At 35.0% G+C, this 13961-nt stretch carries 13 protein-coding genes and 1 other annotated feature; of the genes, 9 read left to right on the forward strand and 4 right to left on the reverse strand.

Annotated elements, in window-relative coordinates:
• Window positions 1–32: 32 nt before the first annotated feature.
• Window positions 33–80: a sequence feature (sodium ion sensor (DUF1646 type); this cis-regulatory element may regulate processes involved in with the transportation of sodium ions), on the reverse strand.
• A gap of 31 nt (window positions 81–111) precedes the next feature.
• The 3 genes from H628_RS0102655 to H628_RS0102670 form a co-directional block, all read right to left on the reverse strand.
• Window positions 112–1959 carry a heavy metal translocating P-type ATPase gene (locus tag H628_RS0102655; RefSeq protein ID WP_027825075.1) on the reverse strand — a complete coding sequence of 616 codons (1848 nt, stop codon included), beginning with the start codon at window positions 1957–1959 and terminating at the stop codon, window positions 112–114.
• Window positions 1960–2100: 141 nt separating this feature from the next.
• A complete protein-coding gene (gene cbpB / locus H628_RS0102660) occupies window positions 2101–2580 on the reverse strand; it encodes a cyclic-di-AMP-binding protein CbpB (RefSeq protein WP_027825076.1) in 480 nt (159 codons plus the stop codon).
• Window positions 2581–3077: 497 nt separating this feature from the next.
• Window positions 3078–3953 (reverse strand): LysR family transcriptional regulator, encoded by an 876-nt coding sequence (locus H628_RS0102670; protein ID WP_027825077.1) that lies wholly within the window; start codon window positions 3951–3953, stop codon window positions 3078–3080.
• Between the two features lie 120 nt (window positions 3954–4073).
• Here H628_RS0102670 and H628_RS0102675 point away from each other — a divergent pair, with 120 nt between their 5' ends.
• From H628_RS0102675 to H628_RS0102715, 9 genes are all read left to right on the forward strand, one after another.
• Window positions 4074–5696: a malolactic enzyme gene (locus H628_RS0102675; RefSeq protein WP_027825078.1), complete on the forward strand. Its 1623-nt coding sequence runs from the start codon at window positions 4074–4076 to the stop codon at window positions 5694–5696.
• Window positions 5697–5794: 98 nt separating this feature from the next.
• Window positions 5795–6940: a YncE family protein gene (locus H628_RS0102680; RefSeq protein ID WP_027825079.1), complete on the forward strand. Its 1146-nt coding sequence runs from the start codon at window positions 5795–5797 to the stop codon at window positions 6938–6940.
• A gap of 16 nt (window positions 6941–6956) precedes the next feature.
• On the forward strand, window positions 6957–7253 hold the full coding sequence (locus tag H628_RS0102685; protein ID WP_027825080.1) for a hypothetical protein: 297 nt from the start codon (window positions 6957–6959) through the stop codon (window positions 7251–7253).
• Between the two features lie 93 nt (window positions 7254–7346).
• Entirely contained in the window at window positions 7347–7505 is a 159-nt protein-coding gene (locus H628_RS07525; RefSeq protein WP_081662439.1) for a teichoic acid D-Ala incorporation-associated protein DltX, read from the forward strand.
• Between the two features lie 20 nt (window positions 7506–7525).
• Window positions 7526–9040: a D-alanine--poly(phosphoribitol) ligase subunit DltA gene (dltA, locus tag H628_RS0102695; RefSeq protein ID WP_027825081.1), complete on the forward strand. Its 1515-nt coding sequence runs from the start codon at window positions 7526–7528 to the stop codon at window positions 9038–9040.
• Window positions 9037–10266 (forward strand): D-alanyl-lipoteichoic acid biosynthesis protein DltB, encoded by a 1230-nt coding sequence (dltB, locus tag H628_RS0102700; protein ID WP_027825082.1) that lies wholly within the window; start codon window positions 9037–9039, stop codon window positions 10264–10266. The genes dltA and dltB overlap by 4 nt, the downstream gene beginning before the upstream one ends.
• 29 nt (window positions 10267–10295) lie before the next feature.
• Window positions 10296–10535: a D-alanine--poly(phosphoribitol) ligase subunit DltC gene (gene dltC, locus H628_RS0102705; RefSeq protein ID WP_027825083.1), complete on the forward strand. Its 240-nt coding sequence runs from the start codon at window positions 10296–10298 to the stop codon at window positions 10533–10535.
• Window positions 10528–11838 (forward strand): D-alanyl-lipoteichoic acid biosynthesis protein DltD, encoded by a 1311-nt coding sequence (gene dltD, locus H628_RS0102710; protein ID WP_027825084.1) that lies wholly within the window; start codon window positions 10528–10530, stop codon window positions 11836–11838. The genes dltC and dltD overlap by 8 nt, the downstream gene beginning before the upstream one ends.
• A complete protein-coding gene (locus tag H628_RS0102715; RefSeq protein WP_027825085.1) occupies window positions 11838–12770 on the forward strand; it encodes a serine hydrolase domain-containing protein in 933 nt (310 codons plus the stop codon). Before dltD ends, H628_RS0102715 begins: the two co-directional genes overlap by 1 nt.
• 42 nt (window positions 12771–12812) lie before the next feature.
• On the opposite strand, the gene galE is transcribed toward H628_RS0102715, so the two are convergent.
• Window positions 12813–13802 (reverse strand): UDP-glucose 4-epimerase GalE, encoded by a 990-nt coding sequence (gene galE, locus H628_RS0102720; protein WP_027825086.1) that lies wholly within the window; start codon window positions 13800–13802, stop codon window positions 12813–12815.
• Between the last annotated feature and the right edge of the window lie 159 nt (window positions 13803–13961).

The raw sequence follows: 13961 nt of genomic DNA on the forward strand, positions 1-13961 counted from the left end.
AAAGCAGGAGAAAAGAAAAAAACTTCCAAGAGGCTTCTTGACCCAAAGAAGCAAATCTTGAAAGTTTAAAAACTCCAACCACTAAATTTAATATTTAACTAATTAAATATTCTACGAAAACTTAACTTGCTTTGCAAGTATTTGATTTGTAGGCTTTTTTTTCATAATTTTGGGAGTAGTCTTGGCTAATAATGCAAGACAAATTGTAATTAAGTCTACAACTTCTTGTAAAACGGCCCCTGCCATTGCTGGAATAATACCTGTAAAGGCAATAATTTCAATTAAAATAACAATACTAATTGCTGTCAAAATATCCACATGAGCTACTTTCATGGTATGTTTAGAAATTGCGACTGCATCACTAACTTTGCTCAAATCATTTACCATAATTACAGCATCAGCACTTTCACTAGCAGCAGTTGCCCCTTTAGCACCCATAGCAATACCAACATCAGCTGCCATCAAACTAGGAGCATCATTGACACCATCACCAGTCATTACTACTGGACGATTTTCAGCGCTGACTTCCTTAACAGCGGCAATTTTTTGTGCAGGTAAAAGTTCGCTACGAACATCGTCAATGTCGGCGCTAGCTGCGATTTTTTTAGCAACAGCTTTATGGTCACCAGTTAGCATCATAATACTTTGGGCACCTTGCTTACGTAAGCTAGCGATAGTTGCACTAGTTTCAGGGCGAATTTGATCTTTAAAGCTAATATAGCCAGCATATTTACCATCAATGGAAATATAAATAGTAGTTGCATTTTTAGTATTAGCTTGTTGATTAGCAGCAACATAAGTTAATTTACCAACTTTAACTTCTTTACCAGCAACGGTACCACTAACGCCGTTACCAACTTTTTCTTTCAAGTTAGTTACTGGTAGTAAGTTTTGAGCTGAAGTATTTTTAACTAAACTAGTGGCAATAATATGACTCGATTGTTGTTCAACACTGGCACTTAAACTTTGAATTTCATCAGCTGTATAGCCATTTTCTGGATGGATTTCGTCGATTACCAATTCATTTTTGGTTAAGGTGCCAGTTTTATCAAAGGCAAAAGTTTTAGCTTTTGCCAGCTTTTCCAAGGTGGTACCAGATTTAACAATAATGTGATTTTTTGACATTGAGCTCATACCACTAACCAATGCAACAGGAGCTGCAATTAATAGCGGACAGGGAGAAGCAACAACCATAACTTGAGCAAAACGAATTGGATTACCAGAAACTATCCAAGCACAAATCCCGATAATTAATGAAATTATTGTAAATGGGACGGCATAACGATCGGCCATTTTAACAAACTTGGCTGGCTTAGCTTCTGATGACTTAACTAAGGCAACGATAGTCTGATATTCAGAATCTGCGGCTTTTTTGATTACCTTCATCTTAATAGCGATATTGCCGTTTATTGAACCAGACATAATTTTATCGCCGGGCTTTTTATTAACAGGAACAGATTCTCCTGTTAAAGAAGATTCATCAAAACTTGATTCACCAGCAACAATTTCACCGTCAACTGGCACTTGGCTACCTGGTTTTACTAAGACGAGATCACCAATTGCTAGGTCGTCAACTTTAACTTCTTGAATTTGATCGTTAACTAACTTATTAGCAAGCTGAGGAGTGTTATTAAGTAGTGAACGTAATTCTTTATCAGCTTGGCTAGTAGCGTAATCTTCAAGTGATTCACCACCAGTTAACATTACTAAAATCATCCAGGCTGCCCAGAATTCATTTACAGCTACAGTACTAATAACAGCGATAATCGCTAAGATGTCGACACCCCAACGGCCAGCGCGAATATCAGCAATCATTTCTTTTAGCATAGAAATCGCCATTAAAATAGCGGCAATATCAACAATTAAAGCAGTTAAATTTGGTAAGTGTAGACCGAAGTCTAGAATTACGCCAACAATTCCGATGATAATGGCGCAAATTAATTTCCATTGATGTTTCATAATCCTTCTCCTTATAGGTGAAAAGTGATGTTCTGAATAAAATGTAACACCAAGAATCCAATTTGTAAACTAGAATGATTCTAAATTGCAAAATATAATCATTATAAATTAAGAATGTGTCAAATAAAAAAGATGCTGGTTTTATTTCCCAACATCTTTAGGTGTAAAATCATATTTTTCATTAATTGTATGAGCTACATAATTAAAGGCTTTAATCCATTCTCGTCTAGTTAATAAACCTTGGAAAACGCCACTATCATTAACTACTGGAATAAAAGGATTATCAATGAGTAAGTGAAGTTGTTTTTCTAAAGTTGTTTGCACAAAGTTAATGGCAGGAAAGTTTGTCTGCATAACATCTTTTACTTTTAAATTAGACAAGGGTTCAATAACGATATCATCGTTAGTTAACATTTTCTCGGTAATCATCGCTAAAGAAACTAAGCCGACGACCTTTTGTTCAGAATCAAGTACTGGAATTTTAGCGTATTTTACTTTACTTAAAAGTAAAAAGGCATGATAAAGTGGCGCATCGGCTTGGACAAAGGCAATTTTGGAAGCAGGGATTAGAAAAGCACCGGCCTTTTCAGAAATAAGTTTTTGGATTTCAGGGGAAAACATCAAATATGACCTCCTAACTACTAATCTAAATTTTAATCGAAAAGCTAGCTTTTTGCATAAAAAAAGTCCCGCAAAAGCGGGACTATATAGGGTTTCAATCTACTTTGGAGGAGTAAGAATGAATGAAATAAAAAGTGGGAGTATAGCAAGTCTACCTGCTTGCTATGGTTTATATAATAAAGACAAATTGTGAACAAATTTTGCCTTAATCCTTAAGAAAAGGTAAAGAAAAATATATCAAATGTTTAAGACAAAAAATGGACATGAGAAAACCCTGCAAAAATGCAGGGCATGTATTGAGGAATATATATGAGAATCTACTTGGGGAATGTAGATTAAAAAGTTGATTTTCATTACTTGGAGGAGAATGAATGAAAAAAGTTGGATGTTATAGCATCAGGGGGATCTTCCTGTTTGCTATGGTTTATATATTAGAGGGAAATTGTGAAAAAACTTTGACGAAATATATTAATAAATGTAAAGAAAATATTTTTATTTTATGATTGAGTCAAAATATTCCACAATTGTTCTTCTTTTTGGCTAAGGAGATAGTTGTTTCTTGTGGCAATAACGACGTTAAAACTAGGGTTATTGTCATCAAGTAAAGGTAGAGCTACTAAGTCTTGAGTATCATCAATTGCAAGTGAAGTTAAGACTGAAATTCCTAAATTTTGGGCAACTAGAGATTTAATAATAGCCACGTCAGGAGAGCGATAAATTGTTTTTAGTGTAACCTTATTTTGCTCCTGTAAATGCCGGAGAGCGCGATTTTGGACGAAGTCTTCTGTTAAGTTAATGAAGTTTTGATCAGCTAATTCATTAAAGTAAAGGCCTTTTTTCTTAGCCCAGGGATGATTTTTAGAAACAATCACTTTAAAAGGATATTTTGCTAAAACTGTTAATTTAACATCTGTACTTCTATGAATATTAACTAGGCCTAGCAAAGCTAAATTAATCTTACCAGCCAAGAGCATTTTTAGTAGTTCATTTGAGCCGAATTCTAGTACATTTAAATGATTTAAAATATTTTCTTTTAATAGCTTGCCTGCAAAAGCTGGGAAAAAATGATCACCTATAATAGGAGGCAAACCAAATAAAATATCTTCTTCAGCATTTTGCTTCAGTTCAGTTTCAGCAACTGCCATCTCTTTGATAACGGCTTGAGCATGTTGTTCTAGTTGCATTCCAGCTTTAGTAATAATGATTTTTTTGTGGGACTGATCCCGAATTAGTAAATGGCTACCAAATTGGGCTTCTAAACGTTTAATTGCAGCAGTAATAGTTGGCTGACTCACGTTAAAGCGTTCAGCGGTTCTAGTAAAGCTTTTTTGCTTAACTAATTCATGAAAATATTTTAAGTCTTGTAAGTTCATTTTACACCTCATATAAATAAAATTTATGGTAGAAGCAACCTTTGACAATAAATTATTTAGGATAATAAACTCATCTTGTAAACGCGATAAATATGACAAATTATCAGAAAGGTGAGTTTTATGAAAGCTATTGATATTATTCACAACCCATTTAAAAACAAAGGCACTGCTTTTACTAAAGAAGAACGTAAAAAATTAGGTTTGATTGGTACTTTACCTAGTGACGTTCAAACTATTGAACAACAGGCTAAGAGAGTTTACGACCAATACAAAATTAGACCTGATGGTATGCAAAAGCGTAAGTTCTTAATGGAAGTATTTAACACTAACCGTACTTTATTCTACTACGTATTGAGTCACCATATTGAAGAATTACTTCCTATTGTTTATGATCCAGTAATTGCCCCTGCCATTGAACAATACAGTGAAATCTTTATGTTACCACAAGAAGCAGCATTTCTTTCAATTGATGATACTGATGAAATTGAAGAAAGCTTAAAGAATGCCGCTGATGGTCGTGACATTCGTTTAATCGTTGTTACTGATGCAGAAGGTATTTTAGGTATCGGTGACTGGGGTACTAATGGTGTTAACATTTCTGTTGGGAAGTTAATGATTTATACTGCTGCTGCAGGAATTGATCCAAGCCAAGTTTTACCTGTTTCACTTGATGTTGGTACTAATAATGAAACTTTATTAAATGATCCACTTTATTTAGGTCTTAAGCACAAGCGTGTTACTGGTGAAAAGTACTACGACATGGTTGATAAGTTCGTTAAGAGTGCACGTAAGCTTTTCCCAGAAGTATACATTCACTTTGAAGACTTCGGCCGTGACAATGCAACCAAGATTTTAGATAAGTACCGTAATGATATTCCTGTCTTCAATGATGACGTTCAAGGTACAGGAATTGTCTGCTTAGCTGGTGTTTTAGGTGCACTTGAAATTTCTGGTCAAAAATTGACTGATCAAAAGTTCTTAACTTTCGGTGCCGGAACTGCTGGTATGGGAATTGCTAACTTACTCTTTAAGGAATTAAAACTTCAAGGCTTAAGTGATGAAGAAGCTAGAAAGCACTTCTACTTAGTTGATAAGCAAGGCTTATTATTTGAAGATACTGAAGGTTTAACTCCAGAACAAAAGCCATTTGTCAGAAAACGTAGTGAATTTGAAAATAGTGAAGAATTAACTGATCTTGAAGCTATCATTAAGGCAGTTAAGCCAAGCGTGATGATTGGTACTTCAACTACTCCAGGTGCCTTTACTGAAGGTGCAATTAGAGCAATGGCTGCTAATACTGAAAGACCAATTATTTTCCCAATTTCAAACCCAACTAAGTTGATTGAAGCTATGCCAAATGACCTACTTAAGTGGACTGATGGCCGCGCATTAATTGCTACTGGTATTCCAGTTCAAGCAACTGAATACAAGGGTGTAAATTACGAAATTGGTCAAGCTAACAACGCTTTAATTTACCCAGGTGTAGGTTTGGGCGTCTTAGCTGCTAAGGCAAAACTTGTTAGTGATGAAATGATTTCTGCCGCAGCTCACTCACTTGGTGGCTTAGTTGATACTACTAAGCCAGGTGCAGCCGTTTTACCACCAGTAAAACAAATTCATACCTTTACTCAAACTGTCGCTAAGGCTGTTTGCGAAACTGCTATTAAGCAAGGGTTAGCTGATGACAGTGTTAAGGATGCTGAAGCTGCAATTAAGGCAATTAAGTGGGAAGCTAAGTATTAAAATTAAAAGCCTAAAAAGATTCTCGAATTTAATTCGGGAATCTTTTTTCTTATATTCAGGTATAATAGACACTAATACATGATGAGGACGTGATATTCGTGGGGAAGTGGCTCAAAAAAGTTTTTCGAGTTTGCTTTTTGTGTCTATTTCTATTAGCAACTTTTTATGGAGCATATCGTTTATATCAATCATATCAGCGCTATAGTGCGTATGAGGCCTTAATTAGTAAAAGGCCAGCAGTTAAGAAGGCAAAAGATGGAACTAGTATTAGTCCAGCTTGGTATAGTGAAGCAGAATATGAAAAGAAAATTCGTAAAAATTATCCTTTCATATATAATGTTTCATTTAATACACCTAGTCTAACAAACGTCGGAAAAAACGTGGTTATTCCAGGACTAGTATCAACTAAAAGCTTTAACTTCAAAAATAAAAAGTTTGAAACTAGCGGAAATATGACGCCACAAGGCTTAGCGATAGCTGGAGAGTACCTCTTAATTACTGCATATGATGGGAAACATGAACATGCCTCTGTTATTTGGGTCTTAGATAAAAATACCGGTAAGTATCTTAAAACTGTTCAAGTACCTGGTCGGCCGCACCTAGGAGGGATTGCGTATGATCCAGTTGCTCAAAATATCTGGCTAACTAGTTCATTAGGAGATGAATCAGCGCTAGCTTCTTTTCCGCTGAAGGCTTTGATAGAGTATAAAGGAAGAAAACCCATTAAGTATAATAACCGGATGGCTTTACCAGGTATTTCTAGAGCTTCAACTGTGACCTATTTTGATAATCAATTATTTGTCGGCTTCTTTAATATGTATGAAAAAGGGACTGTAGCTGCTTATCCAATTGCTCGAAGTGGAAACTTTAAGGGTTCGATTACAACTAATGAAATTAAAGCAAGTACCGGTTCAGCTGCTTGGTCAACGGCTAGTGGCTCAGCTAGCATGGACAAACAAATTCAAGGGATAGCTTTTTACCAAGATAAGATTTTCTTATCACAATCATATGGCAGTCAAAATTCTAAACTATATATTTTTTCAACTAATGCTTTAAATTCACTGGATGAAAAGAATGCCGAAAAGGTAATTGATATGCCACCATATTTAGAGCAATTAACAGTTGAGCATGGTCAGTTACTATGCTTGTTTGAATCAGGTTCAAAAAATTACGCCCGTTCACAAATTACGATTATGGATCGAATTTTATCAATTAATATTAATGCGTTATTCGCAACATATTAAACTTAGGAGAAACGCGATGACTGATGCTACTAAAAAGAAAATAGTTTTTTTAACTAAAATTGCGGGATGGTTATGTTTAGTGCCAGCTTCAATGTATTTATTGCTATTTCAACTGAATAGTGGATTAGCGAATTTGGCAATTTTTGAATTATTAGTAACAATTATTTTTGCAACCGTTATCTTGCTTAGTAATCAGACAGGCCTTTGCTATAATAGAAAAGTAATGTTTAGACTGGCTATTTTTGCAATCTTATTCGTTTCACCAGTGGTATCTATTCCATTATTTTTGGCTGCTAAAAAGATTCCTAATTAGTTAAGATACTAATATTTTGTAAAGATAGGTATACAATAGGCATTATTTTGTAACATTGTTGTAATATATCCTTAGGTTATTAGAGGTGAGAATATGACAGACAAGAAAGAGGAGAAGGTCGTTTCTCGCAAGCAAGCTATTACTAGCTTTGTCTTGAGAACACTTTTTTACTTCGCCATATTAATTGCACTCATTTATCTCTACGAATACAGTGGGATTGACTCAGTGCACTTTATTTACAATGAATTTTAACAAATATAGAGGTTTTACCAGTGATTGAAAACATTATCAAGAAGATTGATCAAATCGCAGTTCAAGAACCTAACCGAATTGCTTATGATTATCTTGGAACAACCAATACATACGGAGATTTGAAAAAGCGCTCTGATGAATGGGCACATAAAATTTCAAGCTTAGACATTGCAGCTAAAGAACCTATTATGATTTGGGGCGGGCAAGACTTTGAAATGATTGCTAGCTTTTTAGGCTGTGTTAAAGCAGGACATGCTTATATTCCAATTGCTAGCTATTCTAATGCTGAACGTTTAACTATGATTCAAGAAGTATCAAAAGCCAGTGTTGTTTTAGCAATTGATACTTTACCTGATATTGATTTGGATAATTTAACTGTGGTTAAACCAAGTGAACTTGAAACTGGTGACTTTGAATGCGATGAAAGCAAGTTTGTGGCTGGAGATGATAATTACTATATTATTTTCACTTCAGGTACGACTGGTAAGCCTAAGGGTGTTCAAATTAGTCATGATAACTTGCTAAGTTTTGTGAATTGGGAACTTGAAGATTATGACTTACCTAAGAATCCTAGTTTCTTAGCCCAAGCTCCATATTCATTTGACTTGTCAGTGATGAGCTTATACCCAGCTTTAGTTACTGCTGGTAAGTTAGTTGTTTTACCACATGATGTAACTGAAAACTTGGGTCAATTGTTCTCCACTTTACCAAAGTTACAATTTAATGTTTGGGTATCAACCCCTTCATTTGCTCAAATGTGTTTCTTAGATCCTACATTTAATGGTGAACACCATCCTGATTTAACTCATTTCTTGTTCTGCGGGGAAGAATTAACTCATAAATGTGCCGAAACTTTAAAGAAGAAGTTCCCACAAAGTAAGATTTTCAATACTTATGGACCAACTGAAGCAACAGTTGCCGTTACCCAAGTAGAAATTACTGATGAATTACTTGCTAAGTATGATCGTTTACCAATTGGTAAGGTAAAAGACGATACCCAAATTACTATCGACGAAAGCAAGGGAGAAAAGCCAGGCGAAGGTGAAATTATCATTACTGGTCCTAGCGTTTCAAAGGGATACTTGAACAATCCAGAAAAGACAACGGCCGCTTTCTTTAAAGATGAAAAGCAAGCATATGCAAGTTATCGCGCTGGGGATGCAGGATTTTTTGATGGCGATATGCTATTTTACCGTGGCCGGATTGACTTCCAAATTAAGTTTAACGGTTACCGGATTGAGCTTGAAGAAATTAATTTCTACTTAAGTAAGAATGATTTGGTTCGTTATGGTGTAGTGGCACCAAAATATGACCGTGATCACAAAGTTAAGCAATTAATAGCGCAAATCGAATTAAATGATGGTGTTAAAGATAAGTATTCTGACGCTGAAATCACTAAGATTTTGCGTGAAGACTTAGCTAAGAACTTGATGCCATACATGATTCCACAACGCTTTGTTTATCGTGATGATATGCCAATTTCTCAAAATGGTAAGGTTGACATCAAGGCCGTAATTAAGGAGGTTAACGCTTGATAAATTTACAACCATACAGTAACCCGCAATATTTCTTATTATTGCTCTTGCTGCTGTTACCGTTAATAATTGGACTTTATTTTGGTCGTCGGTTTAAGACATATGAAGCAATCTTTTCAATTGTTTTCTTAGTTTTAACTTTTGGCGGCGATAAGTGGGTGCAAGGAGTAACCTTGCTAGGATATATTGTCTACCAATTTTTGGTTACCTTTGCCTTCCAAAAATACGTCAAAAATGGTGGTAAAAAGACTAGTATTTTTTCACTATTTGTAATTTTGGCAATTCTGCCATTAACACTAGTAAAATTAGCTCCGGTAATTCCAGCCAATGAGTCAATAACAATTGGATTTTTGGGTGTGTCTTATTTAACTTTTAAGACAGTTCAAGTTATTATGGAACTTCGAGACGGAACAATTAAAGAAGTAGACCCAATTTTATATGCGCGCTTCTTATTGTTCTTCCCAGTAATTTCATCTGGTCCGATTGATCGTTATCGCCGCTTTGCTAAAGATTTTAATGAAGCTCCAAGTAGATCAGATTATCTTGATAGCTTGGAAAAGGCTGTTAAATATCTTTTCCAAGGTTTCTTGTATAAGTTTGTTTTAGGATGGTTCTTTGGAACATACTTATTGCCACAACTAGCACAAGCAGCTATTGTTAATGGTAAAATTAATGGCGGATTACGTTTATCTTGGGCCTTAGTCGGATATATGTACTGCTACAGTATGTATTTATTCTTTGACTTTGCCGGATATTCATTATTTGCAGTTTCAACCTCATATTTTATGGGGATTAAGACACCAATGAACTTTAATAAGCCATTTAGTTCACCAAATATTAAGGAATTCTGGAATAGATGGCATATGACTTTATCATTTTGGTTTAGAGACTTTATCTTCATGCGCTTTACTTTTTTTGCTATGAAGAAAAAGTTATTCAAAAACCGAATTCGCCTCTCTCAAGTAGCCTATTTAATTAACTTCTTAATCATGGGCTTTTGGCATGGGGTAACTTGGTATTACGTTGTTTATGGTATTTTCCATGCCTGCGCTATCATTATTAATGATTATTGGTTAAGATTTAAGCGTAAGCATAAAAAGCAATTGCCAAGTAACAAATATACTAAGGCATTGGCAATTTTTATTACATTTAATGTTATTTGTTTTAGTTTCTTGATTTTCTCAGGATTTTTAGACACCTTATGGTTCCATCCAATGCACCATTAGGAAGTAACTAGAAAGGGATAGATTTTATTATGGATGCAAAAGAAGTTGTTTTAAACGTTTTAGAAGATTTAACTGGTGAAGATTTAAGTGACCAAATGGATGAAAATATCTTTGAAAATGGTTTACTTGATTCATTAGCAACAGTTCAAATGCTTTTGAACTTACAAGAAGAAACTGGTATTCAAGTTCCAGTATCAGAATTTAACCGTGAAGAATGGGATACTCCAAACAAGATTGTGGCAAAGGTAGAAAGTTTAGAAAATGAGTAACAAACGTAGACTGTGGCAAATCTTCGGCCCAGTCATTTGCGCAGTAGTATTACTGGTCTGCGTATTGCTTTTCCCATGGGACCGAACTTATAGCGCTAATAGTATTTTTGAAGCGGCTACTTCACAAGGTGATCGAATTTTTAAGGGTCAACGGATGAAGCAAGAAGCTTTTAGTTCTAACTATGTGCCATTTTATGGTTCGAGTGAACTTTCACGAATGGACCCACTTCACCCAAGCGTTTTAGCTTATAAGTATAAGAGAAACTACACTCCCTTCTTATTAGGAGGTCCAGGTAGTCAGTCATTAGCTCAATACTTTGGGATGCAGGGAACTAAGTCTGAATTAACTAACAAAAAAGCTGTTGTAATTATTTCACCACAATGGTTTACCAAGCATGGTCAAAATAAACAAGCTTTCAGTTTATACTATTCAAACTTACAAGCAATCGACTTCTTATTAGATGCCAAGGACTCCATTGCTACTAGATATGCAGCTCGCCGTCTTTTGCAAATGCCAAGTGGGAAATCAACAGAGACTATCAAGTATGCCTTGATGACGATTGCTTCAGGTCAAAAGCTTTCAAAAGAACAAAGATTGTGGCTAAAGCTGCGTCGTCGAGTTTTGATAAATGAAGATACTTTCTTCAGTACATTCCAATTGCCTGACCGGATTAACCACATTAAGAATCAAGCTAAGTTATTACCTGATAATTATTCAGTTTCTGGTTTAACTAAGGTTGCTAATGCACAAGGAAAGAAGCATACAACTAATAATAAATTTGCAATTGATAATACCTTCTTTAAGACCCGCTTAAACTTAAAGGAATTAAAGAAACTAAAGGGTAGTCAAGCTAAGTTTGATTATGTTAAATCAGTTGAATATTCAGACTTTGAGTTGATGCTTAAGCAATTTGCTAGTCAACATACTAATGTCTTGTTCATTATTCCACCGATTAATGATAAGTGGGCTAATTACACTGGTCTTAATAAAGATATGTACCAAAAGTCTGTTGCTAAGATTAAGTATCAGCTTGTAAAGCAAGGCTTTTACAATATTGCAGACTTGTCTAAAGATGGGCGTAAAGAGTACTTCATGCAAGATACAATTCACTTAGGTTGGAATGGTTGGATTGCAGTTGATAAGTATGTCAAGCCATTTATGCAAACTAAGGATGTACCTATTGATTATCATATCGATAATTATTTCTTTACTCGCTATTGGCAAAACAAAACTAAAGTTAAAAAAATCAATGAATCAACCAATTCTGAAAAAGGTGGACTTAGCTCTTTAAAAGAAAAATAGTGCGCCAGTCTTTAAATAAATTAGCTTTTCATGGTTCCGTCTTGGTAATTAAGAATGGCAAAGTAGCTATGAATTATGCTACAGCGAATAAGACTGACACTAGTTATCTAATTAACTCCGTCCAAAAATTTATGACTGCTACATTAGTAATGCGAGCAGTTCAAGATGGTAAGATGAGTTTAAATGATAAGGTGGCTAAGTATTATCCTAATATCCCAGGTGGTAATAAAGTTACCATAGCTAACTTATTACAAATGACTTCAGGTTTAACTTTGAAAGATAAAGTTAAGTTAGGTACAGTACCTTTTGTTAGTGATGCTAAAAACTTTAAATATGCCGTAGCTAATACTCAGTTCGATTCCAAAATGTTAGGCAAAAGTTTTTATTCAACTTTGAACTATGTACTTTTGAGTGGAATCGTAGCTAAAGTTAACCACACTAGCTATGAAAAACTAGTTGAGAAATACTTCATTAAACGTTTAAAGTTAAAACACACAGCTTTTGTTTGGAGCAAGGCTAGGATTTTAGCTAATATTAATTTTGTTTCAGGATATAGTGTGGGCTCAAATGGTAAAGTTAATAAAACCAAGCTTGATTTGAATGAGATTCATGGCGAACTTGGTGCAGGCTCACTAGCTATGTCTAATCAGGATTTATATAAGGTGTTAAAAGATGCTTTGTCTGGTAATATTTTGACAGAGCAAAGCCGGCAAATCATTTTTAAGGGGAATCCCCCTGGCTTTTACAATGGTGGCTTTTACAATAATTCATCTTTTAAGGGAGCAAATGGTGCCAGTGATGGTTACTATACCTTTGTAAGAACTTCAAATGATGGACAAGATGCCATTATCGTTCAATCTAATTATCAAACTGGTAACTTTTACAAATTACGAGCTGAAATGAATAAATTAACACCATTAATTATTGGTTAGAAAAAAGCAAGAATCATAAGATTCTTGCTTTTTATTTTGCTATTAGTTTTGATAGCCGTGGGGATGAGTTTGAACAAATTTCCAGGCACTAGCAATAATATCATCGATATTATCATATTTTGGCTTCCAGCCGAGAATTGTTCTAGCCTTAGTTGAATCAGCAACTAAAGAATCTGGATCACCTGGTCGGCGTGGTCCCATTGTATAAGGGATGTCAATGCCAGTAACTTTAATGGCGCTCTTTAAGATTTCTAAGTTTGAGAAACCGTGAGCTGAACCTAAGTTAAAAATTTCGCTTTGACGATTTTTTCCTAGGTAATGTAAAGCTAAGACGTGGGCACTAGCTAAGTCAACAACATGAACATAGTCACGGACATTAGTACCGTCTGGAGTATTATAGTCATCGCCAAAAATAGTGAATTTACCATCGCCTTTTTCAGCTGAAAGTAAAATGTTTGGTACTAGGTGAGTTTCTGGGGCATGATCTTCTCCAATTGAGGCGTCTAAACTAGCTCCGGCAACGTTAAAGTAGCGTAAAGCAATTGACTTAATGCCGTATGCTGAGTCAGTCCAACGCATAATTTTTTCCATCATTAACTTAGTTTCACCATAAGGGTTGATTGGATTAGTTGGTGACTTTTCAGTTAATGGCAACTTTTCGGGAACACCATAAGTTGCAGCACTTGAAGAAAAGACTAAGGTCTTAACATTGGCTTTTTGCATTGCTTCAAGTAAATTAATCATGCCAGTAACATTGTTGTGATAATATTTTAAAGGTTGTTCAACAGATTCACCTACAAGTAAATAAGCTGCAAAGTGAATTACGGCATCAATTTTTTCTTTAGTTAAGATATCATAGACTAAGTTAGTATCAAGAACACTGCCTTCATAAAATTTGGCTTGAGGGTTAACTGCTTCTTTATGTCCTGTTACTAAATTATCTAAAACGACAACCTCATTGCCATCTTCAATTAATTTAAGGACAGTATGGGAGCCGATATAACCAGCACCACCAGTTACTAAAACACGCATAGTATTTTTCCTTCCTTTCTCGATTACTAAAAGAATTAGTTACAGTATAGCAAAAAAGAAACAGTTAACTGAAATCAAGAAGATACTTTATAAATAATTTATACTTAAAAACAATTGTTAAAAATTTGAGTCTATGCTAATATTTACATGTACCATCTT

Source organism: Lactobacillus psittaci DSM 15354, from assembly GCF_000425905.1.
In the GTDB taxonomy this organism is placed as follows: domain Bacteria; phylum Bacillota; class Bacilli; order Lactobacillales; family Lactobacillaceae; genus Lactobacillus; species Lactobacillus psittaci.